Annotated in this window: 22 protein-coding genes; 11 read left to right on the forward strand and 11 right to left on the reverse strand. The window is 63.9% G+C overall.

Features of this window, described 5'->3' with window-relative positions; all coding sequences use genetic code 11:
• Window positions 1-58: 58 nt before the first annotated feature.
• Both SH602x_RS08280 and SH602x_RS08285 read left to right on the forward strand, forming a co-directional pair.
• On the forward strand, window positions 59-1,369 hold the full coding sequence (locus tag SH602x_RS08280; RefSeq protein ID WP_479476337.1) for a nickel pincer cofactor-dependent isomerase, group 22: 1,311 nt from the start codon (window positions 59-61) through the stop codon (window positions 1,367-1,369).
• 175 nt (window positions 1,370-1,544) lie between these two features.
• On the forward strand, window positions 1,545-2,765 hold the full coding sequence (locus SH602x_RS08285; RefSeq protein WP_479476338.1) for a hypothetical protein: 1,221 nt from the start codon (window positions 1,545-1,547) through the stop codon (window positions 2,763-2,765).
• A gap of 106 nt (window positions 2,766-2,871) precedes the next feature.
• Here the strand turns inward: SH602x_RS08285 and SH602x_RS08290 are convergent, their stop codons facing one another.
• On the reverse strand, window positions 2,872-3,801 hold the full coding sequence (locus SH602x_RS08290; protein ID WP_479476339.1) for a sialate O-acetylesterase: 930 nt from the start codon (window positions 3,799-3,801) through the stop codon (window positions 2,872-2,874).
• A gap of 194 nt (window positions 3,802-3,995) precedes the next feature.
• Between SH602x_RS08290 and SH602x_RS08295 the strand changes: the two genes are divergently transcribed.
• Both SH602x_RS08295 and SH602x_RS08300 read left to right on the forward strand, forming a co-directional pair.
• The gene (locus tag SH602x_RS08295) at window positions 3,996-5,027 is read left to right on the forward strand and encodes an aldo/keto reductase (RefSeq protein WP_479476340.1); all 1,032 of its coding nucleotides are present in this window, start codon (window positions 3,996-3,998) and stop codon (window positions 5,025-5,027) included.
• Window positions 5,028-5,115: 88 nt separating this feature from the next.
• Window positions 5,116-5,481, forward strand: coding sequence for a hypothetical protein (locus SH602x_RS08300; protein ID WP_479476341.1), 366 nt, complete (start codon window positions 5,116-5,118; stop codon window positions 5,479-5,481).
• Between the two features lie 68 nt (window positions 5,482-5,549).
• Here the strand turns inward: SH602x_RS08300 and SH602x_RS08305 are convergent, their stop codons facing one another.
• Window positions 5,550-6,146, reverse strand: a complete 597-nt coding sequence (locus SH602x_RS08305; protein WP_479476342.1) for a thioredoxin family protein — start codon at window positions 6,144-6,146, stop codon at window positions 5,550-5,552.
• Window positions 6,147-6,548: 402 nt separating this feature from the next.
• Between SH602x_RS08305 and SH602x_RS08310 the strand changes: the two genes are divergently transcribed.
• Window positions 6,549-7,859: a radical SAM protein gene (locus SH602x_RS08310; protein WP_479476343.1), complete on the forward strand. Its 1,311-nt coding sequence runs from the start codon at window positions 6,549-6,551 to the stop codon at window positions 7,857-7,859.
• 23 nt (window positions 7,860-7,882) lie between these two features.
• Entirely contained in the window at window positions 7,883-8,674 is a 792-nt protein-coding gene (locus SH602x_RS08315; protein WP_479476344.1) for a hypothetical protein, read from the forward strand.
• A gap of 688 nt (window positions 8,675-9,362) precedes the next feature.
• Here SH602x_RS08315 and SH602x_RS08320 read toward each other — a convergent pair.
• Window positions 9,363-10,253, reverse strand: coding sequence for an alpha/beta hydrolase (locus SH602x_RS08320; RefSeq protein ID WP_479476345.1), 891 nt, complete (start codon window positions 10,251-10,253; stop codon window positions 9,363-9,365).
• A gap of 52 nt (window positions 10,254-10,305) precedes the next feature.
• On the reverse strand, window positions 10,306-11,757 hold the full coding sequence (locus SH602x_RS08325) for a PQQ-binding-like beta-propeller repeat protein (RefSeq protein WP_479476346.1): 1,452 nt from the start codon (window positions 11,755-11,757) through the stop codon (window positions 10,306-10,308).
• A gap of 270 nt (window positions 11,758-12,027) precedes the next feature.
• On the opposite strand from SH602x_RS08325, the gene arfB reads away from it, so the two are divergent.
• Window positions 12,028-12,438 (forward strand): alternative ribosome rescue aminoacyl-tRNA hydrolase ArfB, encoded by a 411-nt coding sequence (gene arfB / locus SH602x_RS08330; protein ID WP_479476347.1) that lies wholly within the window; start codon window positions 12,028-12,030, stop codon window positions 12,436-12,438.
• Window positions 12,439-12,588: 150 nt separating this feature from the next.
• Window positions 12,589-12,915, forward strand: a complete 327-nt coding sequence (locus SH602x_RS08335; protein WP_479476348.1) for a hypothetical protein — start codon at window positions 12,589-12,591, stop codon at window positions 12,913-12,915.
• Window positions 12,916-13,164: 249 nt separating this feature from the next.
• On the opposite strand, the gene SH602x_RS08340 is transcribed toward SH602x_RS08335, so the two are convergent.
• From SH602x_RS08340 to SH602x_RS08365, 6 genes are all read right to left on the reverse strand, one after another.
• Window positions 13,165-13,797 carry a YMGG-like glycine zipper-containing protein gene (locus SH602x_RS08340; protein ID WP_479476349.1) on the reverse strand — a complete coding sequence of 211 codons (633 nt, stop codon included), beginning with the start codon at window positions 13,795-13,797 and terminating at the stop codon, window positions 13,165-13,167.
• A gap of 314 nt (window positions 13,798-14,111) precedes the next feature.
• Complete coding sequence (locus SH602x_RS08345) at window positions 14,112-15,572, reverse strand: hypothetical protein (RefSeq protein ID WP_479476350.1); 1,461 nt, start codon at window positions 15,570-15,572, stop codon at window positions 14,112-14,114.
• Between the two features lie 55 nt (window positions 15,573-15,627).
• Window positions 15,628-16,140: a macro domain-containing protein gene (locus SH602x_RS08350; RefSeq protein WP_479476351.1), complete on the reverse strand. Its 513-nt coding sequence runs from the start codon at window positions 16,138-16,140 to the stop codon at window positions 15,628-15,630.
• Window positions 16,141-16,270: 130 nt separating this feature from the next.
• Window positions 16,271-16,882 (reverse strand): ATP-dependent Clp endopeptidase proteolytic subunit ClpP, encoded by a 612-nt coding sequence (gene clpP, locus SH602x_RS08355; RefSeq protein ID WP_479476352.1) that lies wholly within the window; start codon window positions 16,880-16,882, stop codon window positions 16,271-16,273.
• Window positions 16,883-16,956: 74 nt separating this feature from the next.
• A complete protein-coding gene (locus tag SH602x_RS08360; protein ID WP_479476353.1) occupies window positions 16,957-17,661 on the reverse strand; it encodes a ClpP family protease in 705 nt (234 codons plus the stop codon).
• A gap of 382 nt (window positions 17,662-18,043) precedes the next feature.
• Window positions 18,044-18,400 (reverse strand): SpoIIAA family protein, encoded by a 357-nt coding sequence (locus SH602x_RS08365; protein ID WP_479476354.1) that lies wholly within the window; start codon window positions 18,398-18,400, stop codon window positions 18,044-18,046.
• Between the two features lie 459 nt (window positions 18,401-18,859).
• Here SH602x_RS08365 and SH602x_RS08370 point away from each other — a divergent pair, with 459 nt between their 5' ends.
• The 3 genes from SH602x_RS08370 (at window position 18,860) to SH602x_RS08380 (ending at window position 21,731) form a co-directional block, all read left to right on the forward strand.
• Window positions 18,860-19,729 carry a radical SAM protein gene (locus SH602x_RS08370; RefSeq protein ID WP_479476355.1) on the forward strand — a complete coding sequence of 290 codons (870 nt, stop codon included), beginning with the start codon at window positions 18,860-18,862 and terminating at the stop codon, window positions 19,727-19,729.
• Window positions 19,726-20,202: a hypothetical protein gene (locus SH602x_RS08375; RefSeq protein ID WP_479476356.1), complete on the forward strand. Its 477-nt coding sequence runs from the start codon at window positions 19,726-19,728 to the stop codon at window positions 20,200-20,202. Before SH602x_RS08370 ends, SH602x_RS08375 begins: the two co-directional genes overlap by 4 nt.
• Window positions 20,203-20,501: 299 nt before the next feature.
• Window positions 20,502-21,731, forward strand: a complete 1,230-nt coding sequence (locus SH602x_RS08380; protein ID WP_479476357.1) for an IS4 family transposase — start codon at window positions 20,502-20,504, stop codon at window positions 21,729-21,731.
• A 177-nt stretch (window positions 21,732-21,908) separates the two neighbouring features.
• Here the strand turns inward: SH602x_RS08380 and SH602x_RS08385 are convergent, their stop codons facing one another.
• The gene (locus tag SH602x_RS08385) at window positions 21,909-23,636 is read right to left on the reverse strand and encodes a peptidylprolyl isomerase (RefSeq protein WP_479476358.1); all 1,728 of its coding nucleotides are present in this window, start codon (window positions 23,634-23,636) and stop codon (window positions 21,909-21,911) included.
• Window positions 23,637-23,641 lie beyond the last annotated feature (5 nt).

Raw genomic sequence — 23,641 nt, forward strand, 5'->3', positions numbered from 1 at the left:
ACCTGACGTCTGAACGCCGAAACGATGGTGGGTCAATGACCCACCCTACGAACAACCCATGCCCGAATACCCCAAAATCTTCGCCGTCCGTCAGCGTTTCGAATCGCCGCGTATCGACGACGTCCCCGCCGCCGTCGACGAGGCGCTGCGGAATCTGAACCTCGCGGCGATGGTTCGACCGCATGAAACGGTCGCCATCACCGCGGGCAGCCGGGGGATCGCGAACATCCCGGTCATCCTCCGGCAGATCGTCCGCCATCTCACCGCGATGGGGGCGAGACCCTTCATCGTCCCGGCCATGGGCAGCCACGGCGGCGGCACGGCGGAAGGCCAGGTCGACGTCCTCGCTCAACTCGGCATCACGCGAGAAACCGTCGAAGCGCCGATTCATGCCAGCATGGAGACGATGGAGGTCTGCCAGGCGCCGGAAGGATTTCCCGTCCATTTCGACCGCGTCGCGTCGCAGGCCCATCACGTGCTGGTGGTGGGACGCGTCAAGCCGCACACGCTCTTCACCGGCGACCTCGAAAGCGGGCTGATGAAGATGCTGCTCATCGGCCTGGGCAAGCACGAGGGGGCGAAGATCTACCACCGGGCGATCCTCGACTGGTCGTTCGACCGCATCGTCCGCAGCGTCGCCGGCGAGGTCCTCTCGCGGATGCCCGTCGTCGGCGGCATCGCCATCGTCGAGAACGGCTACGACGAAACGGCCCTGATCGAGGGCGTCCCGCCGCAGAACTTCGCCGAACGGGAGAAGGCGCTGCTGATCCTGGCGAAGAAGTGGCTCCCGCGGATTCCGTTCGACCGGCTCGACATCGCACTGATCGACGAGATCGGGAAGAACGTCTCGGGCGCCGGCATGGATACCAACGTCATCGGGCGAAAGTTCACCGACCACATGGCGGGCGAGCACGAGACGCCGAAGATCAAGCGAATCGCCGTCCGCTCGCTCACGCCCGAGAGCGGCGGCAACGGCACCGGCATCGGCATCGCCGAGTTCTGCCGATCGCGAGTCCTTCAGCAGATGGACGTCAAGAAGACCCGCGTCAACTGTCTCACCGGGCTGCACCCCACCGCAGCCATGCTGCCGCTCGACTACGCCACCGACGCCGAGATCCTTGACGCCGCCCTTCCCACCATCGGTCTCACCGCCCCCGCCGACGCACGGCTGGTGTGGTTCAGGAACACGCTCCGCCTCGCGGAGTTCGCGTGTTCGGAAGCGCTGCTGAAAGAGGTCGAGGCGAACCCGCTGCTGGAGCGAATCAGCGAGATCGTGGCGTTGCCGCTGGATGGCTCGGGGAATCTACCGGACTTCGTCGACAAGTGGATCGCGTTAGCGTCAGGCATTCCTCGTACGGTGGGTCATTGACCCACCTGTCCTCGACACTTGATGAAGATTCTGCACAATCCACCAGCCCGTTCGTCCCTCGTCATCTTGTCTCAACGCCTCGGCACCCAGCTAAGTGAACGCGAAAACCGCACGCGCAGCCAATCCGACCAAGAGCTCGCCGATCCTTTGGTGGATCCGAGAGATCCTTACGTTTGTGTTCTGGACGCTGCTACTCACAAAATTGTTCATCTTCGATTACGACTTGTTCATTGCAGAACGGTATTTTCCCACACATGAATGGATACTGCACATCAAGTTTTTCGTATTCGTTGCTCTCCTCGGAATCATAGCGCTTCTGTTCCGCAGGCGATGGCTTTGGTCTGGAGTGCTCTTCGTTGCATTCTACCCGCTGATTCTCATCCTTTGGAGGCTGCCTCTTCTCCTACTTTGGCACTGGCCGCTCGTCGTTGCATTCTTCCCGATGCTCCACTCATTCGCCCTTCAGATACGGCGATACGTCGCGGCGGGATGCCTCTTTGTGCTCTCCGCCTTCTTTATAATTGTCTTGGACACGCCATTCGTTATCGTGCCCGCGATGCTCATCCTTGCAGCCTGCCTCGCTTGGCGATACTGGCTAATCTGTAGACTCGCTTTCGCGCCTTCTAGTACGTTCCAGAATCTCGCGGAGCTCATCAAAACCCTGCGATCCGACCTTTACGACACGTTCTACTACAAGGCGAGAAAGGAACTCGAGGGACTCGAAGAGGGCAGCGACGAGTACAGCCTGCGATACAAGAAGGCTCTACTCGACGTGTACACTCACCACTCTTTGCTACAGTACGTTGCGAACAAGTTCAAGGGCGTAGCCAGCGCACGCCTCACTGACCTATACGCCATTCTTAGCTTCGCTTACACAGTCATCCTTACCGTCATCGTTTTTGCATTTGAGTATACCGCTCTCGATAGCCTGGACCATTCGTCATTCGAGCCGGAAGGACCTCATGGATTTCTGGTGTTGCTTGGCTACAGCATTTGCGCTCAGGTGGGCGGTAGCCTTTCTACTGTAGTCGCCAACAGCGCACTGGCGACGATGTTCGCGTACACGCAACTCTGCACTTCGTTTGCCATTGCATTGGTATTCGCCTTCTTAATACTAAGCGTGATGCGAGACCGGCACCACAACGACCTGCTGAGCGTCGTGCGGGAGATCAACACCACGGCGGAGGGACTTTCCAAACTTGTGAAGTCCGGATACGAGCTGACAGAAATTGAGATTGAGCGGATGCTGCTCAGCGATCACCTGAAACGAGTGAACGGACTCCGTGCGTTGAACGGATTGCCTCCGCTTCAGCTGCCCAAGGAAGTCGGAGGCGAGCAACCGTCTTCCAAGCTCCCGCTAGACGACGGGAGTCAGGCGGAGCGACAGGATAACTAGCATAGTTTTATCCGGATATTGCATCAGCGACTGCGCAGAGACGACTGTCGCTGGATGCCTTGTGAGAACGGCAGGTGCGGCAAGCCGCACCCTACGAAACTCGCTCCTACTTCTTCTCCTTCAGCCCCACCATCGCTTGCCCCATCGCTTCGCCGATGAGGTAGTACGTCTCGGCGTTCTCGTTCCAGTGGTAGGCCTGGCCGGAGGGGGATTCTTCCTTGGGGCGGAAGAAGTCGCGGGTGCCGACGAAGGCGACGTTGCCGCGGAACTCTTCGTACTCGGCGACGGCGGCCTGGGCCTTCATCAGCGACAGCGCCCTCGGGTGAGTCTCTTCGCGGCCGCTCATGCCAGTCTCGGCGACGACGAAGGGCAGGGCCGGCGCGTCGAGATCCTTGCGAACGTCGCGAATCAGGTTGGCCAGGTTCGCTTCGTACTCGTCGTTGAACGCCTGATTGACGCGGTCGTTCCAGCCCTGGTGCCAGCCGAACCCGGCCAGCTCGAACCGCTTGCCCGCCAGTTCGGGAAAGAGCTTCGGCGCCTCGGCCAGCGTCCGCTTGGTTCCTTCGATCACCTCCTTATAGAACGGGCCGACTTCGCCGCCTGACGAGGGGGGGCGAAAGTCCTGCCCCAGGCTCTTGCCGCCCCAGGCGAGCTTGATCAGCAGGACCGGCTGGTCGCACGCGTCGCCGACGACCTGCCCGAAGCCGAGTTCCGGGCCGATGCGATCCTCCCGCACGCCGAAGCCGGGGCGCAGGTCGCCCGTGCGACCGAGATACCAGATCTTCACGTCGTCGCGCGCGATCCATTCGCCGCTCGCGTCGACCAGGCCGGCGAACTTCGGATTTGCGTCAGGGCCCTTGGCCAGTCGTTCGAGCGAGCCCCGCCCTTCGTTCGCTTCGGCGACGACGCGACCGTGCCCCTCCATGTTCGACTGGCCGGCCAGGATGAAGACCTTCACGGCCGCTTCGTCGGCGACCGCCGTCGCGGCGAAGGCGAAACAGAGCACGGCGAACGAAATCGAACGCGACGCAGTCATCGGCGCTTCTCCTGGGAGGGGTTCTGACAGCGAGACCAGTTTACCTCGACGTCGGCCGATCCGTCGTCGTCCGCGTCTGCCCAGGTCGCGGCCGTTCGCTATCGTGGATGAGGAACGGAACGCCGATCGTCGAACAGTTGGAGGCGTAGGCTTCCCGTGACGTTTCCCGTCTCTCCCGATCGCAGTTGCAAACGATGGAATACCGACGACTCGGCCAATCAGGCCTCATGGTTCCGGTTCTCAGCCTGGGGACGGGCACCTTCGGCGGCGGCGGCGAAGTCTTCAAGGCCTGGGGGACGACCGACGTCGCGGAGGCGACGAAGCTGGTCGATATCTGCCTGGAAGCCGGCCTGAACATGTTCGACTCGGCGAACACCTACTCGCAGGGCGCCGCGGAGGAGATCCTGGGCCAGGCGATCAAGGGCCGCCGCGATCAGGTTCTGATCTCGACGAAGGGAACCTTCCCCGTCGGCGAAGCGCCCAACGATCTCGGATCGTCGCGGTGGCACATCCTCCGCGAGGTCGATCGCAGCCTGAAGCGACTGCAGACCGACCGTATCGATCTCTACCAGTTGCACGGCTTCGACGCCCTCACGCCGGTCGAGGAGATCCTCTCGACGCTCGACCAGCTCGTTCGCGCGGGCAAGATCCGCTACATCGGCTGCTCGAACTTCTCGGGCTGGCACCTGATGAAGTCGCTCGCCGCATCGGATCGCTACGGCTGGCCGCGGCACGTCGCCCATCAGGCGTACTACTCGCTGGTCGGGCGCGACTTCGAGTGGGAGCTGATGCCGCTGGCGCTCGATCAGGGCGTCGGCACCGTCGTCTGGAGCCCGCTCGGGTGGGGCCTGCTGACCGGGAAGATTCGTCGCGGCCAACCGACGCCCGAGACCAGCCGGCGGAACAGCGAGAAATCCAACTCGCTCGGACCGCCCGTGTCGGACGAATTCGTCTACCAGGTCGTCGACGCGATCGACGAAGTCGCGCAGGAGACCGGCAAGAGCGTGCCGCAGATCGCGCTCAACTGGCTGTTGCAGCGACCGACCGTCTCGACCGTCATCATCGGCGCCCGAAACGAGCAGCAGCTTCGCGAGAACCTCGGCGCCGTCGGCTGGAACCTGACGCCCGAGCAGGTCGCGAAGCTCGACGCCGCCAGCGCCGTCACGAAGGCATATCCCTACTGGCATCAAGCGGGGTATGCGAAGCGCAATCCGTCGCCGGTGTGAGACGAGGTTCTCTTCATTCTGAGCGGGGGGTGTGAACCCCCCGAGTCTTCGCACGCATCGCCTACAGACACGAAGACGAAAACGTTTCATGGGTTTCGGCATTCCAGAAGACGAGCTCCCTGCAACCTACGAGGCGCTGATCGCGATCGCGGGCAAGCTGCCGAAAGCCGCGTTTAAGTGCCACCGTGCGATACGTATTCCCGCCCGACAGAACCGCTCGCTTCGCTACCACCTGCAAATACAATTCATTCGAGGCCTCGACCGATTCTCGGATGGTCAGGTTTTCTCGATCGCTGGACGCCCGGAGAGGACGGTCCGCTACCTGACGGCGTTCGTACCGCATGGGCCATCGGATCCGTCCGAACTGCTCTGCTGGGGCAACGTCGAACCGATCGAGTGCGACTGCGAGGATCTTACGAACGTCTTCCTGATTGCACTTGAAGAGCAGACGTGAATAAGCGTCGTGCCGAAACCTCGGGGGGTTTACACCCCCCGCTCAGACGGAAGCGGCGATGCCCGAACTCAACCCGTCCCTGCCGGATTGAAATACTCCGGCTCGTTGCCGGGCATCCACTTGATGTTGCAGCCGAGGCTGGGGATCTGGGGCTTGTTCGCGGGCGTGTCGCCGTGCAGGACCAGATCGACGGCGGCACGCAAATCCTTGCCCGTCACGGGAATGTCCGACTTGGGTCGGCTGTCGTCGAACTGTCCGCGATAGACCAGCTTACGGTTGGAATCGAAGACGTAAAAGTCGGGCGTGCAGGCGGCGCGGTATTCCTGCGCGACCTCCTGCGTCTCGTCGAACAGGTAGGGGAAGACGTAGCCGCGGGCTTCGGCCTCGTGCACCATCTGCTCAGGCGAATCGCTGGGATGGGCGCCGACGTCGTTGGAGTTGATCGCGACGATCGCGACCCCCTTCGCCTGGTACTCGCTACCGAACCGGGCGAACTCGTCGGCGATGTGCTTCACGAAGGGGCAGTGGTTGCAGATGAACGCCACGACCAGGCAGGAAGCGCTCCGGAAATCCGACAGCGACATCGACCGACCGTCGACGTTAACGAGCGTGAAATCGGGAGCGGAGGTGCCCAGCGGAAGCATCGTGCTGGCGGTTTTGACCATGAATCGTCTCTTTCGTGATGGCTTCGTTCGAGGCAGGAACGCCTCGAGCGATAGTTATTGCCCGTGTGCCATGGCTGGCTTGCCCAGCCGTGCGGAAATTGATCTCGACCGACGATCGATACCGATCTGCCCAGGGGGCTTCGAGAGCGTGCATCCCGTCGATGGACGACTTCCTCCGTGATTCGGCACGGCTGGACAAGCCAGCCATGGCACACGGACTCCCTTACTTTTGACCGCAATCATCGAAGTCAGGGCGCCGGAACTCCGTCGCATCCACGCGGTCGATGGGCAGCCCAGCCGTCGTCAGGCGCGTGTCTCGACTTCCCGACGGGAGTATAGTGAACGGTCCCGCACGCGGCGACCGTTCGTCCCGTCCGACTCCGTTCCCCAGCGCCTCGCCCGATGTATTTCCGTCTCGCCAAGCGAATGCTTCTCGAAGCCGACAAACGGCTCGTCTGGAAGCTCTTCTGGAACGCCGGGGTCAAAGGGCTCAACAGCGTCCGCCTGCACAAGGCCCGGCTGAAGCGGGGAGAGTTCTTTCCCCCCTTCCTGTACATCTCCGCGATCAACACCTGCAACCTGCGCTGCCAGGGATGCTGGGTGGACGTTTCGGCGAAGCAGGGACGCATCGAGGCGGACGCTTTCCACCGCATGCTGAACGAAGCCAAGGCGATGGGAAATTCGTTCTTCGGCGTCCTCGGCGGCGAGCCCTTCCTGCACAAGGAACTGCTCGACATCCTGGAGCAGCACCCCGACGCCTACTTCCAGATCTTCACCAACGGCCACTTCATCGACGAGGAAGCCGCAAAGCGGATGCGGCGGATGGGGAACGTCACCCCGCTCATCTCGATCGAAGGATCCGAGATCGTCAGCGACACCCGTCGCGGCAAGAAGCAGGTCTATTCCGACTCGATGCGCGGGATCGAGAACTGCCTGAAGCACAAGGTGCTGACCGGCGTCTGCACGAGCCTGTGCCAGACGAACATCGACGATCTGCTCCGCGACGAATGGGTCGACCGGCTGATCGAGATGGGCGTCTTCTACACCTGGTTCCACATCTATCGCGTCGTCGGCCCCGACGCGTCGCCTGACCTGGCCCTGACGCCCGAACAGCAACGCCGGGCGCGGGAGTTCGTGGTCGACATCCGCTGCCGGAAGCCGATCATCGTGGTAGACGCTTACTACGACGCCGACGGCAACGCGCTGTGTCCCGCCGCGACCGGCTTCACCCATCACGTGAGCCCGTGGGGCGCGATCGAGCCCTGCCCCGTAATTCAGTTCGCGAAGGAGTCGATCCACGACGAGCGACCGCTCCGGGAAGTCTTCAACGAGTCGGACTTCCTACGCGACTTCCGCCAACTCGCCGCGACGAACACGCGGGGCTGCATCGCGCTCGAACGGCCCGATCTGCTTAAGGCCTTGAAGGACAAGCACGGCGCCGCCGATTCGACCGCGCGGCAGACGATCGACGCGGAGCTTATGGCCACCGAGTCCCGCCCCTCCCAATACGCTCCCGGCGACGAGATCCCCGAGCGCAGCTGGGCCTACCGCATCGCCAAGAAGATCGCCTTCCACGACTACGGCGTCTACGGCAAGCATTTCAATCTTGCCAACTGGGCCGACCCGCGGAAGAAGGGGGCGACGAACGTCGCGGCGAACGGGTCGAACGGCACGGGCAAGCCGAGCGGCGACCTGGTGCAAATCGACGGGTGAGGTTCTTGATTTCGGAGTGAGCGATGTTGGAAGCTCTGCTCGTCGGAAAACTTTCGCGCGAGCAGGAGAACCTGGAAGATGTTCTCACGTCAGCTGTGTTCGGTAACCTCCGGTACGCTCCACCGTCGCAAGGGCTTTATCGCTTCCTCGCCCATGCTCGACTCTTCGGTGTTCCCGAAGAATCTGCGTACCCGCTGAGGAACTTGCTCGTTGACGGATTCCTCCGGTGCAACAACGCCGAGACTCGTTTTTGGCCCCGCTGGATGACCCGTGGCGGACGACGTTGCGAACCAGATGTCGTAGTCGATTCGCGCTCCGACGATGGGTCTCGATTGATGATCGCAATCGAAGCCAAGTACCGTAGCGGGAAGTCGTCCGAAGCACAGGACGAAGAAGATGAAACGACCGCTCTCGACCTGAAAGATCAACTCGCGGTTGAGTGGCATTGTCTATCTCAAGAAGCGGCGAAGGCTGGCGCCACTCCTTACCTGATCTACCTGACCGCCGACATTGGCGTCCCTCATGCGGAGCTTCAGGACTCACTCGCCGAGTTCGCGCGGCGATATCCTCAAGAGCCGCCGCCGGAACTGCTCAGTCTGTCGTGGCGAGTCCTTTCGAAGGAATTCGTGAACGCCGAGGCGCCGGCTCTCCGAGATGTTGGACTCCTTGCTCGACGGCTGGGTCTCGTCTACTTCAGCGGATTCGCCGACCTTTCGGACATCGAGGCGTTCCAATGGCGGTTCAACATTTTCCCGGATCGATGGTCCGCCGCTTCTTCGGATGGCCCGATCGCTTGGAGCTTTCGAAATGGGTGAAGACGCACGACGAATCGCCTTGCGATTCGGAGAGCTTCGGCGTTTCTGCGGCGACGTGGCCCTACTTCTTCGGACATCAGAATCCTTGTTCGTAGAGCGAGGTTGGACGGCGGCGCAAACGGATTCATATGCACTCGGAGCGACCTCAGGAAGTCTTGGTACTCCGGAGCGGTGGATCCCACTGCGGTTCTTGCGTGCAATCAAACACCCTCAGCATCCTAAAACACTTGCATTCGTCGCAGTTCTGATCGATCTGCCTATCCAGGACGTCGAGACGACCGCTACGACTGTCGTTACCGCAGGGGCGCTGAACTACCAGCAAGCAAATGGATGGAAGGGTGCAGGCTGGGGAACCACATCAGCCCTCTTCAGATGGCACCTGCATCGACAGGATCGTGTTGATGACGGGTCGTTGACTTGGCATGCGTCTCCCTTCGCTTGGCTTGGGAATAAGCCGCCCAGACCGATCGAGAAGGGAAGCCGAAAAATAACGAACGCAGCTACGCTCGCGATTCCGATCGACGAGATCACCGATCCGCACGTACTCGAGACGCGACTGGTAATTCCCGTTGACCGAATTGCACGCCAGCCAGCTTGAGTGCTTCGATTCGCACGGGACACCTTCCCGCCCAATCCATCCATAGATCGCAGTTCGGCGAAACGTCTCGTCGCGTCGGACGGGAAGCCCTTACTCGAACTTCAACTGCTGGGCGAACCAGTAGAGCGCCTGCTTCCACTCGGCGGCGTCGTGGGCGCCGTCGGTGACGTGCCAGACGTGCGGGACGGAATGCTCCTTCAGGTAGCCGTGGAAGCCCTGGCTGATGCCGAACAGGCCGTCCTTCGTGCCGCACGATAGCCAGATCAGGGAGAACTTCTCGGCGGCTTTCGGGTCGGCGAGCAGATCCGCCGGCTTCATCGTGTTGGGCGCCGAGGAGAACCCGCCGACCCAGGCGAAGACGTCGGGATTGCCGAGGCCGAAGTTCAGCGACTGGCCGCCCCCCATCGATAGCCCGGCGAGCGCGCGATGCTCGCGGTCGGCCTGGACGCTGTAACGTTCTTCGATCGTCGGGATGACGCTTTCGAGCAGATCCTGCTCGAAAGCGGCGAAGGCCGGCGCCGACTTGAAGACGTCGCCCTCCGCCCGGTCGTTCTTCTGCGCCCGACCGTTCGGCATGACGACGATCATGGGAACCGCCTTGCCGTCGGCGATCAGATTGTCGAGCAGGTTCCCCGGATCGGCGAAGCGCCGCCACTCGGTCTCGTCGCCGCCGATGCCGTGGAGCAGATAGAGGACCGGGTACTTCTTGTCGGTCGAGTAACCGGGCGGCGTGTAGACCTGCATCTTGCGAGTCGTGCCGACCGATTTCGAGTCGTACTCGATCGTCTCCGTCTTCCCGTGCGGGATGTCGTCGCGCCGTGCGTCGAAACCCTTCGGCGGAACGTCGAACGCCCGGACGTCGTCCGGCTGGACGGCGACTTCTCTTCCGAATCCGCGTCGAGGTTCGCGCGGAGCGTCAGGTTCCTGCGCGACCGCAGGGACCACGATCGAAAGGGCGATCAGAGCCAGAAAAGCACGCATGGACGTTCGCCGCGGAATGCGACGCTCGAAAGGGAAAGGGACGGTCGGCGGTCTACTCCGGAATTAACTCCACGCACAGCAGCCGATCCTGCCCGCGGACATACATCAGGCCGTGCGAGACGATCGGCGCGGACCACGCGGGCGTGCGGAGAAGGGAACGACCGGTGTCGGGATCGGTCGGCGTCCACCGGGCGACGAGATCGAACTTCGCGGGGTCAGGACGGAAAAGCAGCAGCTCGCCGATCTCCGTCAGGCAGACGAAGTGATCGTCGATGAGGAGCAGCGACGAACGGGTAAGGCCCGGCTCACTCCACTTGACCTCCCGCGTCTTCCAGTCGACGCACCGCAGTTCGGCGTTCGATTCGTGGCGACCGCTCGAACCGTAGACGTAGCCGTCGAGATAGACCGGCGTATTCCAGTGGCACTGCAGCGACTTCTCCCGGCTGTCGGGATCGTCCTGCCGAACGATCTCGCCGAAGCGATCGCTCTCGTCGAGGCTGATCCAGGCGCTTCCGGGGCCGTAGGTCTCCGTGATCAGAACTTCGTCGCCGACGACGACCGGGTTCGCCGCGTTGACGCTTTCGAGGATCCGCGCCCGCCAGGGAACGTGAAAGTCCTCGTCGCCCGTCGCGGGATCGAACGCGAGCAGCCCTTCCCGGCAGAACGCCAGGCCATAATCGCGGTCGCCGACCTTCGCCCAGGTCATTGACGCGTACGAGGCCAGATCGTCGCCGACGCGATAGACTTCCTCGCCCGTCTTCAGATCGAAGGCGACGACGGCCGAGCCGTTCGACTTCACGCGATCGATGGCGCCGGGCGGCAACTGCGACGATTCTTCCGGGCTGCCGCCGACCATGACCAGCAGCAGCTCGCCGTAGACGACCGGCGTGCTGCCGACGCCGAAGAAGTTCTGCACGACGCCGTACTTTTCGTTGACGTCGACCCGCCAGATCTTCTCCCCCGTCGCCGCGTCCAGGCAGTGCAGTTCTCCCGTGACGCCGTAGATGAAAACGCGTCCGTCATGGATCACGGGAGAGCATCGCGGCCCCGCGTCGTAGCCGAGCATGTCGCGATACTGGAAGTCGTACGAGAACTTCCAGAACTCCTTGCCCGACCGCGGGTCGAGGCAGTAAAGCGTCATCGCGCCCCGCTCCGCGTCTAGCTGGTAGTACCTGCCGTCCGCGACCGATCCGATGCCGTAGCCTTCGTGCAGCGGGAACTGCCAGAGGATCTTCGGCGGCGACTCGTTCCAGTTCGTGACGATGCCTGTCTCGATCGACGTGCTGTCGCGCCGCGGACCTAGGAAGGTCGGCCAGTCCTCGCCTTTCGTCGCTGCCGTCGTCGGTCGTGCCGCCTCGCCGGCGGCCGGCTCGGACTGCGTCGTCAGGCCTTCCTGCTTCGGCTTCTGAAGGGACAGCACGTCGTCGGCGCCCTTCTGACACCCGAGGGCGGCGAGGAGAGTCGCAACGAGGACGAGAGCGAATAGTTCATTGACGCGAGACATCGGCGCTGATCTGGAGAGTGAAGCGGACCAGTGTGCCATGGCTGGCTTGTCCAGCCGTGCGGGCACCGCGATCGGCCTCGGCGTCTGGAACTTCGTCATGGGGCCAGACGTTCCTTCGTGCCGGACCTTCGGCGGGGTCGTCATCCGACGAACAGGGAGCACGGCTGGGCCAGCCAGCCGTGGCACACGAGTCGTTCGTCGGTCGGGACCGAGATATGCTACCCCATAGCCGATCGCGGCGTTAAACGTCCCTTCACCGCCTCTTCCTCGATGACCGACCTTCCCATTCCTCTGCCCGAGGACGAATTCACCTGGTCGTTCGTGCGCTCGCAGGGGCCGGGGGGACAGAACGTCAACAAGGTGAACTCGAAGGCCGTGCTGCGGTGGAACGTCCGCGACAGCGCCGCGATTCCGCCCGGACCGAAGATGCGGTTCACGGAGAAGTTCGCCAACCGCATCGCCCACTCGGGCGACCTGATTCTGACCAGCGACCGCTACCGCGATCAGCCGAAGAACGTCGAGGACTGCCGGACCAAGCTGCGGGAGATGCTGGTTTCCGTCTGGGCCGCCCCGAAGTTCCGCCGACCCATTCGGATCAGCAAGGGGGCGAAAGAGCGCCGCTTGCGTGCGAAAAAGGAACGTTCCGACAAGAAGGCCAGCCGGAAGAATCCGCTCGACTGAACGGAGTCACGCCGGAACAATTCCGGTAGCCGTTCCCAAGATCGAGGGGGGCGACTACGAATAACGTCAGGCGGGAGTACCACGCTTCGGCGGCGGCGCCCCTGCCTGCGATCGTTGACATGCGTTTATCCGCGGAGGAGCTTCGCCGCGATGTTCGGAAATTCGGAATGGTTCACGACGACGCCCTGCGGCTGCGTCGCCAAGCCCGCCAGCAAGCAGGGCTGGCTCTATCTGCTCGCCTGGGCGGGCGTTCTGTTCGTCCCCGCGGCGCTGATCTACGCCGTGAATCAGGACGTTCTGGCGGCCTTCTTCTGGCTCGTGCCGGCCTTCCTGACGTTCGTCTTCGATCAACGGACCCACGCCAGGGCTCTTCTGGCCAAGCGACGCCGGGAGCAGGACGTCTTCTTCATCGGCCTCGACGACGCTCCGGCGAACGAAGCCGCCACGCCGCACTATGAATTGCGGCTGCGGAAGTAGGTTTCCTGGGGCGAGCGGGGGACGTCAGTCCCCCGAGTTGGACGAATCGACCGCAAGGCGATTCGTACGCTGGAAGCTACGGCGAGCGAAACCTGCACTCACCAGACGAAGATCGTTCGACGAGATTTCGTCGAACCGGACTCGGGGGACTGACGTCCCCCGCTCGCCATCGACGCGAACGAAAACAGCCCGCGTCGAAACTGACGCGGGCTGTTCGTATTTCGCCGAGCTGACTGAGCCGGAAGCGGCTCAGAAGCCGAACCCGATCCCGATGTGGGTGCGGGGGTGGTGATGGTGGTGATGATACGGGTGGTGCCAGTACGGGGGCGGAGCGTAGTAGACCGGTCGATAAGCCGGGTAAACACGCTCTTCCACGATCACCGTCGTCGGCGGCGCCGGCGCGACCGCGACGCGGACGCTTCCCTGCATCGCGCGGATCACGTCGGGCGCGACGCCGCTCTGGCTCATGTAGATGATCTCGTCCGTGGTCAGCGCCCGGGCGACCCCTGCCGAACGGATCTGGCCGACGATCACGTCCGGATGGGTGCCAGCCGCGTGGAGCGCGACGACGTCCTGGACGCTCATCGTCGAACGGACGTAGGCCTGCTGCTGCTGAGCGCGGTAGGCGTTCTCTCGGTCGGCCGTGCTGCCGAGCGCTCCGCCGGCGAGGGCTCCGGCGCCGGCGCCGATCGCGGCCCCGAGCAGCGGGTTATCGTTGTTCTCGCCGATTACCGCTCCGAGAGCGGCTCCGCCGAGACCGCCCAGCAGGGCTCCCCGTTCGGTGTTGTACGCCGGCTGCGCGGCGCATCCCGACGAAGCGAGAGCCGCCGCGAACGCTCCGCCCAAAAGCGCGAGAGCCAGGGTCCACGATTTGACCGACATCCGTGTCATCCCGGTTAGGGAGCCGTGCGAAGGGCAGCGCAGATCCGTCGCGCCTGCCTGAGATTCCGTCGTTTTTGCCGACTGGGGAAAGCGGGTCAAGGCGGATTCGCCGCCGACGACTCCGGCCTCTCCCCCGAAGCGGGAGGAACCGAAGACTGGGCAGCGTATCGGCCAGAATCCTCGCTCGAAGCGGTCCGTCGACGTTTCCGCGACCGGATCTCGCCTCCTCCAGTATCGACCGCCATCGCTTGAATTTGCAGACTCGCCGCCGGGAATCGGGTTTCGCGGACCGACTTCCCGCGCCAGCGACGCTGTCACGGGCGCTGCGGCTTCTCGATGACGAAGGTCAGCGGACCGTCGTCGAATTCGAGGTTCTTGTACCTGTCGTCGAGCTGGCCGACTGAGTGCAGGGCGAGTCGATCGCCCCGGGACTCGAACCGGATCAACTGCCCGTCGTAAACGTCGACAGGAACTTCTGCCAGAAACTCCGAAACGAGCGCCTCCAGGCTCACCGGCCAGACGCCGTGCTTCAGGCGATAACGTTCGCAGGCGATGCCGGCTCGTATGAGCGTCTGCTGAGCGCGCATGATTGAGGCCCGCGCGACGTGCGACGGAATCTCCGCCGTCTTGATGATCATCGTTCCGTGCGGAAGCAACGTGACCGCCCAGTCGTCTTCGTACTCGGAGAGAATCGCCTCAAGGCGATCGTTCTCGCGGCGAGCGCCGTCGAAATCCGTTTTCGCCCCGTCGAGAAAGTCCTGAAAGCGTTCGAGGGCGATCGCTTCGTCCGCGCCGCGATGGGGCAGCCTGCGGAGGACGTCGAGCGTTTCATCGTACGTCGGCTCCTCGGTCTCGAGCGCCCTGACGACCCGGTACTGGTCCGCCTGAACGAGACCGATGAGGCGCGCGTGAAAATCGGGCCGTGCGAAGGCCGCGTCGAGCCGCCGAAGCTGATCGTCGGAGAGGTCAGCCCAGCGGAGCAATCTCCGGAGGTTTTTGTGTGCGAGGCCGTAGAGGGCCAACTGAACCGCGCAGCCGAGCGCCGTCGGATCTTGGGAACAGGCCTCGCTGGCGGCCGCCTGCGAGAGCGAAATCTCGACCGCGGCTTCCCATTCTCCGCGTGCCGCGCGACGTTCGAGATCTAGCTCCAGCAGATTGGAGACGTGCCGCAACGACTGCAGCGAGTCGCCGGCGAACCATGGATAGTCTTCCGTACCGCCGAGGACGACGCCCTGCGGTTCGAGATCGCTGGCGAAGCGAGCGACGGCGCCGGCTCGCCGCGCGGCATGAGCCGACTCGATCGCCTCCTCGCCGTGTCCGGCCATGTATTCGTCGATGATCTGCAGCGTCGGCTCCGTGAAGAATCCGCGGTCGTCGCGCTCGAACAGATAGCTGGGAGCCATAAGAAGCGGAACGTCCTTGAACCGCGGCCCCTCGTCCGCCTCGTTTCTCGCCTCGGCAGCGCGCCGCCAATGCTCGGTCGCAAGATCGACCTCGCCGGACGGCGGATAGAAAGCGTTCTGAATCTCTTCCTTCGTCAGCGGATCGCCGGCAGCGACGGCTCGCTGGCGCATCTCCGCAGCGCGCGAGCTTCCGATCCAGTCGAAGACGAGGTAGATGACGACAAGCGTCACGAGAGGCAGAAGTACCGCGACCGCGGCGTAGAGCGAACAACCCCAGCGACGGCGGCGCTTCTCGACACGCTGTGCGGACTGTGCGGCAGCTTCGGCGTCCGGATCGACGATGACCTCGGATGCTTCGGCGCGTGTCGTCATCGATTCTCTTTTCACCGAAGAGACTGCCGCTCGACCGTCCGCTGCCAGCACCAGGTTATTCGCCGGAAGGAGTCGATTCTGACTTCCTGGCTTCAGCGACTCGGTCCTTCGCGAACACGACCACCCGCGCCTTCAGCGTCGAATCGAGCTTTTCCAGTTCCTCCACGAGAATCGCTTTCGCCTTCTCCGCCGGGAAGCCGCCTGACCCGGCGCCGATCAGCGGGAAGGCGAGGGAGGCGAAGCCGCGGTCCTCGGCCAGACGCACGGCGTTGCGGGCGCTGTCGCGGATGGCCCGTTCGGAGGGGCGCCAGAGCAGGTTGATCCCCGCGACGTGGATGATGCCGCGATGGGGGAGCCTGCCGGCGGAAGTGAAGACGGCAGAGCCCAGCGGGATCGGTCCGTGGCGACCGACCTCGCGGAAGGGGGCGTAGCCGGCGCGGCGCTTGATGGCGCCGGAGACTCCCTGCGGCAGCAGCAGCCACCACGGAATGGCGTTGCGGTTCCAGGCGTTGACGATCACGTCCACGTCCTGATCGAGCAGATCGCCGTGAACGATTTCGACGTGCATGGAACGCCCTCGCGCACGAACATGCCCACGCGGCAGGTGCGGCGTGGGCATGTGAAAAATATTCGAACGCCGACGATCAGACGCCCGACTCGGGGGACTTTCGTCCCCCGCTCAGAACGTGCGATCTGGCTCAGCTCGCCGCCGCAGCGGCGGGGGGAGGCGTCATCTTCTCGATGACCTTGTCGATCAGGCCGTACTCGACCGATTCCGCCGCGGACATGAAGCGGTCGCGGTCGGTGTCCTTCTCGATCCGGTCGATCGTGTGGCCCGTGTGGTACAGCAGGATCTCGTTCATCCGCTTCTTGATCCGGCGAACCTCGGCGAGGTGGATCGAGATCTCTTCCGCGGTTCCTTCCATGCCGGCCAGCGGCTGGTGGATCATGATCCGGGCGTTGGGCAGGGCGTAACGCTTCCCCTTGGCGCCTGCGGTCAGCAGCACGGCGCCCATCGACGCGGCCTGGCCGACGCAGTAGGTCGCCACGTCGCAGGTGATGAACTGCATCGTGTCGTAGATCGCCATGCCCGCGGTGATGCTTCCGCCCGGCGAGTTGACGTACAGATGGACGTCCGCCTTGGGATCTTCCGACTGCAGGTAGAGGAGCTGGGCGACGATGGTGTTGGCCATCGCGTCGTTGACCTGCTCCCCGAGGAAAATGATGCGGTCCTTCAGGAGCCGGCTGTAGATGTCGTAGACGCGTTCTTCGCGTCCGCTCTTTTCGACGACGTAGGGGATCATCGGCATGAGACGGGTCCTGGTTGCGGGTCCGCGAATGCGCGGCGAGATGTTCGGTCAGCGAGCGTCAGCGAATCGACGAATCAATCCTCGTCGTCGTCGACGGTCTGCTTCTTGAGGATGTCGTCGACGAGGCCGTACTCGACCGCGTCCTTGGCGCCCAGGTAGAAGTCGCGGTCGGTATCCTTGGCGATCTTGTCGATCGGCTTGCCCGTGTGATGGGCCAGGATCTCGTTGAGCTGTTCCCGCATGTGCAGGATCTCTTTGGCCTGGATCTCGATATCGCTGATCTGGCCGCCGACGCCGCCGTGCGGCTGGTGAATCATGACCCGGCTGTTCGGGAGGGCGAAGCGCTTCCCCTTGGCGCCCCCCGCGAGGAGCACCGCCGCGCCGCTGGCCGCCATGCCGACGCAGTACGTCGCGACGGGGCAGGACAGCATCTGCATCGTGTCGTACATCGCCAGCGTGGCGTCGACCTCGCCGCCCGGCGAGTTGATGTAGAGGTGGATGTCCTTGCGACGATTCTCGCTCTGCAGGTAGAGCAGCTTCATCACGATTTCGTTGGCGTTGCCCGAGTAGATCGGTCCCTGCAGGAACACGATCCGGTTCTCGAGCAGCAGGTCGCCCAGCGTGAGCTGCCGCTGGCGCTGATACGACTGGTAGCCGTGCGCGGCGTACGTCTGGTACTCCTGCGCGGCGGCGGGGAGTCGATCGCCGGCAGGGCGAAAGCCGCCTGCCTTGAAGCGCGCGAGGTCGTCGCGGGTCGCGTCGAACGAGTCGAAACTCATCGTCCGGGTCGTCCTGATGGAGACGGGAAAGGGGCGGCCGGCAGACTCTGCCCGAACCGCGTGCGTCGCCGGGGCGTCCGGCGACGAAGCGCCGCTACCAGCAGCCGCATCGCGTCGTCTCGACAGGCCGGCGCAAGCGGGCGACCGGCGTCTTCGAGCGCGACGCATCGGCTTCAGGGAGCGACGGTCAAGCTCATTGTTACGGTCCCTCCCAGCACGGGAAAGGGGACTTGACCGCGCGCTAAAATGGGCGGCTTCGACGAAGCGATGTAATCCCTGATCGGAGGGCGCGAGCCCTCCGAGTCTTCCGGCTGTTCGAGTGGATGCGCTCGGAGGGCTTACGCCCTCCGCTCAGAAATCAGCTGGTCCGTCGGTCGCCGCGTCACTCTACGATCCAGGCCCAGGCGCCCTGCTTGTCATGCTGGTCGAAGTACTTCACCTTCGCCATCGTGAACGGCATGCAGATCGCCGCCATCCACTTCTCCCACGTTTTGTCGCCGACGAGCGCGATCTTCTCGATCTCGGTGCAGTGCGTCGTCGCGAACTTGGTGTCGTCCCACACGGCTTCCATGTCCCAGCCGTGAAAGTCGTCCAGTTCGGCGAGGATGCGGACCTTGCCGTGATCGCGGATCGCCTGATCGACGGCAGGCACGAACGTCTTGTAGTCCTCGTCGTGTAGCTTCCCGCTCATGCGAAACGCGAGAACCGTCACGTCCGGCGATTCGAGTCGTTCAATCACGGCGCATCTCCCCAGGCTGGTCGGCTTCGTCATGCGTCCGTCGCGTGCGCGACGATCGCTTCTCTGCGAAGTTTAGCAGGCTGCTGCTATGGGCAGCCAGCCTGCGCTCGCCGCACGGATGCGGCGACGAAAGGGGAGTTTAGCGACCCTTTCGCGAGCCGTGAGGAGTTTGCTCCGAACTTGGCGAGCCTGCATGGCGCCACGATGGCGTTTTGCAGCAGCCTGCTGGACCCCGACCGGCAGGGGATGAAACCAGGGAATGGCGGGCGTCGCGGATTCTTCGCCCGCCGAGCCCCGTCGAGCGCCTCGCATCCGGAAAATCTCTCTCCGACGACGACCTGACGGATCGCAAAGGCGCCCGTTCTCCTTGCATCGGGGCCGATCGGGCGAACAATGAAGGCTTCCAGCGGCTCTACTTTCCAGTCGCCTGCGTTTCCTACCGTCGCCGCAAGTTCCAGCGTGGCCGAGAAAACCGTCCTCTTTCAGCAGCACGACCGCCGGTTCGACCAGAACCGGTTCGTTTATCCCGTGCTGAGTCGACGGTCGGGCGGCATCTCGATCGGCGTGAACCTGAACCCGGACAAGGTCTGCAACTTCGACTGCGTCTATTGCCAGGTCGATCGCCGCGAAGGGAGCGAGACGAAGTTCGTCGAGCAGGAACGCCTCTTCGACGAGCTCGAATCGACGCTGAAGCTCTGCGCCTCGGGCGAAATCTTTCGAACGCCCAAGTTCGCCCAGACGCCCCCCGCCATGCGACGTCTGAACGACATCGCCTTTTCCGGCGACGGCGAGCCGACGACCTATCGCAACTTCGACGAACTGGTGGAGACTTCTGCGGAAATCAAGCGTCGGCTCGGTCTCGACGACGTGAAGATGGTTCTGATCACCAACGCCAGCCGGTTCCATCGCCCCCACGTTCAGCGCGGCCTGGCCCTGCTGGACGCGAACCAGGGCGAGATCTGGGCGAAGCTGGACGCCGGGACGGAAGCTTATTTCAAGCTCGTCGATCGGACGCCGATCCGCTTCCGCCTGATCCTGGACAATCTGCTCGACGCGGCGAAGGTTCGCCCGATCGTGATCCAGTCGCTCTTCATGCGGCTGGCCGACGAGCCCCCTTCGGCGGAAGAGCGGGCGGCCTACTGCGACCGCCTGAACGAAATCGTCGCAGGCGGCGGACGGATCGATCGGGTGCAGGTCTACACCGTCGCCCGGCGTCCGGCGGAGTCGTACGTCGCGCCGCTGACGGATGAAGAAGTCGACTCGATCGTGGCCGAAGTCTGCGCGAAGACGGGACTGGCCGCGGAGCCCTTTTACGGAATGTCGACGTGAAGACAGACGCCCGGAAAACGGAGGTTCGCGATCTGCCGCAGGGTTCGCAGCGGGAGAAGCCCGCGCCGACGCACCTGCATCAGGCGTTCGACGCGGGGCGCCTCGATAACGAGATCGAACCGCCGAAGATCCTGCTGGATATCGTGCACGCGGGGGTCGCGGTCTGGGGCCTGACCCTCGCGGCGGGGGTCTTCTTCTTCGGCGGGCAGGACTGGCGCGAGTCGCTGCTGGTTCTGGGCGTGTTCGCGTTCTTCCTCGGAGCCTGGCGGATCGCGATGTTCTTCGGCGCCCGGCGGAAGAAGCGAGCCGCGGAAGCCCCCACGACGGCGAATCCCTACCTGGAACGCGCGACGCCGACCGAACGCGGCGAGACCGAGACAGTTCCCATCGATCCGACCGCGGAAACGCGTCCCCTCGATCGCTCCGCCGAATCGACGGCAGCAGACCGCGAATACGTCTCGCGATCGTCGTAGAGGAAGTTCAACGACTCGCTTTAAAACGTGAGCCTCAAGGGGGTGCCACTCAACGCCGTGCGGAAGAGGGCTCGGGGCGGGTCGGTAAGGCATTGCTCTAGGAAGAGTTGGGGCCTCCGGTCATCATCGGTTCCGCTTAAAGTTCCGATCCGATCGAGAGGCCCCAACATGATTGCATCGTATCCCGAGCGACTGGCCGCGGCGATGCGCGAGGTCCTGCCTGTGCGGCTTTTTCGTCCCTGATCGTCCATGGCGGCTCGGTCTGGACGCCGCATCGTCTGGTCTGGTCGGGCCTGTTCATGGCCTGGGCCGAGCCGAAGGAAGCGGTCGAGCGCTTTCGCGTCGTCGAAACGTTTCTGCGCACGATCCGTCCCGCCTGGCGAAAGGCGAACTCGTACAACGCCTGGATGGACGCCCTGGCTCGTGAAAGGGAGCGTCTCGTGCCTCGCGTCGTCGCCCGCTTGCGCGAGGTCATGCTCGGGATTTCGGACGAAGCAGGCGCTTCGCGAGCCGGTCGTCGGCAGAAACGCTGGGAGCCTTTCGCGGTCGACGGCAGTCGACTCGCCTGTCCTCGCACGCCGGCCAACCAGCGGGCGCTGGGCGACGTCGGAAAGCCCGACGGCATGCCGCAGATGTCGCTGACGGTTCTTTATCATCTGCGGCTGGGACTTCCCTGGGCGTTTCGCACGGGACCGGGGACGGCGGGCGAACGGACGCATCTGCTCGACATGGTCGACGAACTCCCCGGCGATGCGCTCGTCGTCGCCGACGCCGGCTTCGTCGGCTACGACCTCTGCGCCGCGCTGCTGGCGAAGGGACGCCATTTCCTGATGCGGGTCGGCGGCAACGTGCGACTGATCGACGGCCTACGTTATCCGGGCGACGTTCCCGGTCGCACGGTCTATCTCTGGCCTGCCGACAAGCAGGACGCCGGCCTGCCGCCGATCGAGTTGCGTCTGATCGTCGTTCGGAAGCCGGGCAAGCTTCCGATTTATCTCGTGACGAGCGTGCCGGACGACGACCGGGTGTCGGACGCCGAGGCCGAAGCGTTCTACGACCGGCGCTGGGGCGTGGAGGTCTTCTATCGCACGACGAAGCAGACGCTCGAGCGTCGCACGCTGCGCAGCCGCACGCCGTCGCGATGCGAACTGGAACTGACGTGGTGCGTGCTGGGGGTCTGGCTGCTGGGGCTGATGGCGGCCCGCGATCTGTCCGCTGCCGGCGACGATCCCGCGGAAGTCTCTTACGCCGCGGCGATGCAGGTCGTGCGACGCACGTTTCGGGCAGGCTCGCCGCCGAGGAAGCACAAGGCCGCTCCGCCTCGAAGAGCCTGTCGCGATCGCCGAAGCTGCGCGGGCGTCTTCGCCGACTGCAAGAAGGACCGGTACGTCCGGCTGCGCCCGAAAGCGACGCGACCCTACCCGCGAAAGAAACGTCACCGTCCACCTCAGCCGCCTGGAATCCAGCCGCCCAGCGCGAGACAACTTCAACTGGCCACGCGACTAAAGCCGCTCCGCCTACGCATCTGACGCACGGCGTTGGGTGCCACTGGCTTTGCCAGTGGCGCCCGAAACTCTTCGTTCAACCGTACACAGACCGAACCACGGACCCGTGAGATCAGCGGATCGCCTTCAGAAGGCGGATGGGATCAGCAGGCGGTGGGTCAATGACCCACCCTACGGAGAGAGACGAAGCTCCGTCTTCATCTACCGGAACTCGTAATCGCCGGACGCTGGCGGAGCTCCGCTAGGCGCGGGTGAGGGCTCGAAGTCCGAAGGCGCGGGCTCGAACGAGCCGCCGCCCGGAACCTGGCCGGGACCGGCTTTCTGCCCCGCTTCGGGCTTCCCGGAGGACGACCCGCCGGATTCGCGCTTCAGGCTCTCGTTCTTCCCCATCAGGTAGAGCGGCGCCGAAGAGCCTTCCTCGTGCAGTTCGCGGCGACGCTCGGCCAGCGACTGCACCGCGTCGTGCTCGAACGAATTCCAGACGTGCGTTCGTTCGTAGAGGCTCAGGATGTATTCCTCCTGCGCCTTGCTGATTTTTTCCTGCTTGATCTCGTCGCGGAGGTCTTCCTGCACTTCCTCGAACGGCGTGTAGCGCTCGTCTTCGCGTTCCTGCACGCGAACGATATATAACGCGTCGCCGTCCTCGATGATCTGGCTCAGTTTGCCGATCGGGATCGTGAAGAGCGCCTCTTCGACCTTGGTCGTCACGAGGCTCCCCTTGCCGGTCCAGCCCGACTGTCCGCCCGACGTTGCGGCGCCGACGCCTTGCGACCGGCGCTTCGCGACGGCCCACAGAGGCGCCCCGAAGTAGACTTCGCTCCCCATGTCGGCCAGTTCGTCCCACGCCTCGCGCTTGCCCGGAAACTTGGCGAACTTCACGACCAGTTCTTCGTACTTGACGCGCGCGGGTCGGAAGTAGGAATCCTTCTTCGACTCGTACCGGTCGAGCAGTTCCTGGTGACTGACCTTCGGGTCGTCTTCGACCTTTTGCTTCAGCAGGATCATGCCGAGCGTTTTCTCGGTATAGAGCTTCCGCGCCTTCTTCAGCGAGGAGCCGAACGACCGCAGTTTGGCGTCGAGCGCCTCCTCGCTGTCGACCTCGAACGACTCCATCATCCGCGGCTGTTCGTGTTCCTGGAACGAGGCCCCGATCTTGTTGCTCAGCTCGAGTTGCCGCTCGGGCGGAACCAGACGCAGGAAATCGAAGTAGAGCAGCTTCATCTCGATCGAAAGCTGCGTGAGCTGCGCCATCCGGCTGAGGCGGTACTGCTCCGCCTGCTTTCGGAATTCGGGAAGCTGTTCTTTCGGGACCGTCTTCTCGGCGGCCTGGATCTGCTGGTTCACCATCCCCAGGATGTCGCCCGCCAGGATCGTTTCCCGACCGACGCGAGCGACGACCTTCGCCGACTCGAACAGTTCGCCTTCCGCGACAGGCGTCTCGTCGACGGCAACGCCGGACGGTCTGGACGCCTCAGTCGCGGAATCCGTCGGAGGCAGCTCAGGGGGCAGATTCTGCGGTTGGCCGAGACCTGGCACGGGTCCCATCGCAGCAGACCCGGACGGGGCCGGACCGTAGGGCGAACCGAGCGGAACGGAGGGGACCTGTTGCGGGGGGGCGTATCCGCCCGGCGGCGTCTGGCCCGGGTATCCGACCGACGGCTGACCGGCCGGCGGCGCTTGCATCGCATAGGGCGGAGTCGCAAGCGGAAGGGCCTGCACGGCGGGCTGGCCGCCGTATCCGTCCTGGGGGTCGTAGCTGCCCGGCGGACCGTAACTGCCGGGAGATTCCGAAAACTGACCCGGCGCCTGGGCGAGCAGCGTCGCCGACAACGGAATCAGCGCGAGACCCGCGAAGACCGCGACGAACCCGCCCGCGCCGGAAGGGGCGCGGCGAACGAATCGGGATTCGGGCGTTCGATCGAGCGGCATCGGCT

This window comes from Lignipirellula cremea (assembly GCF_056501455.1).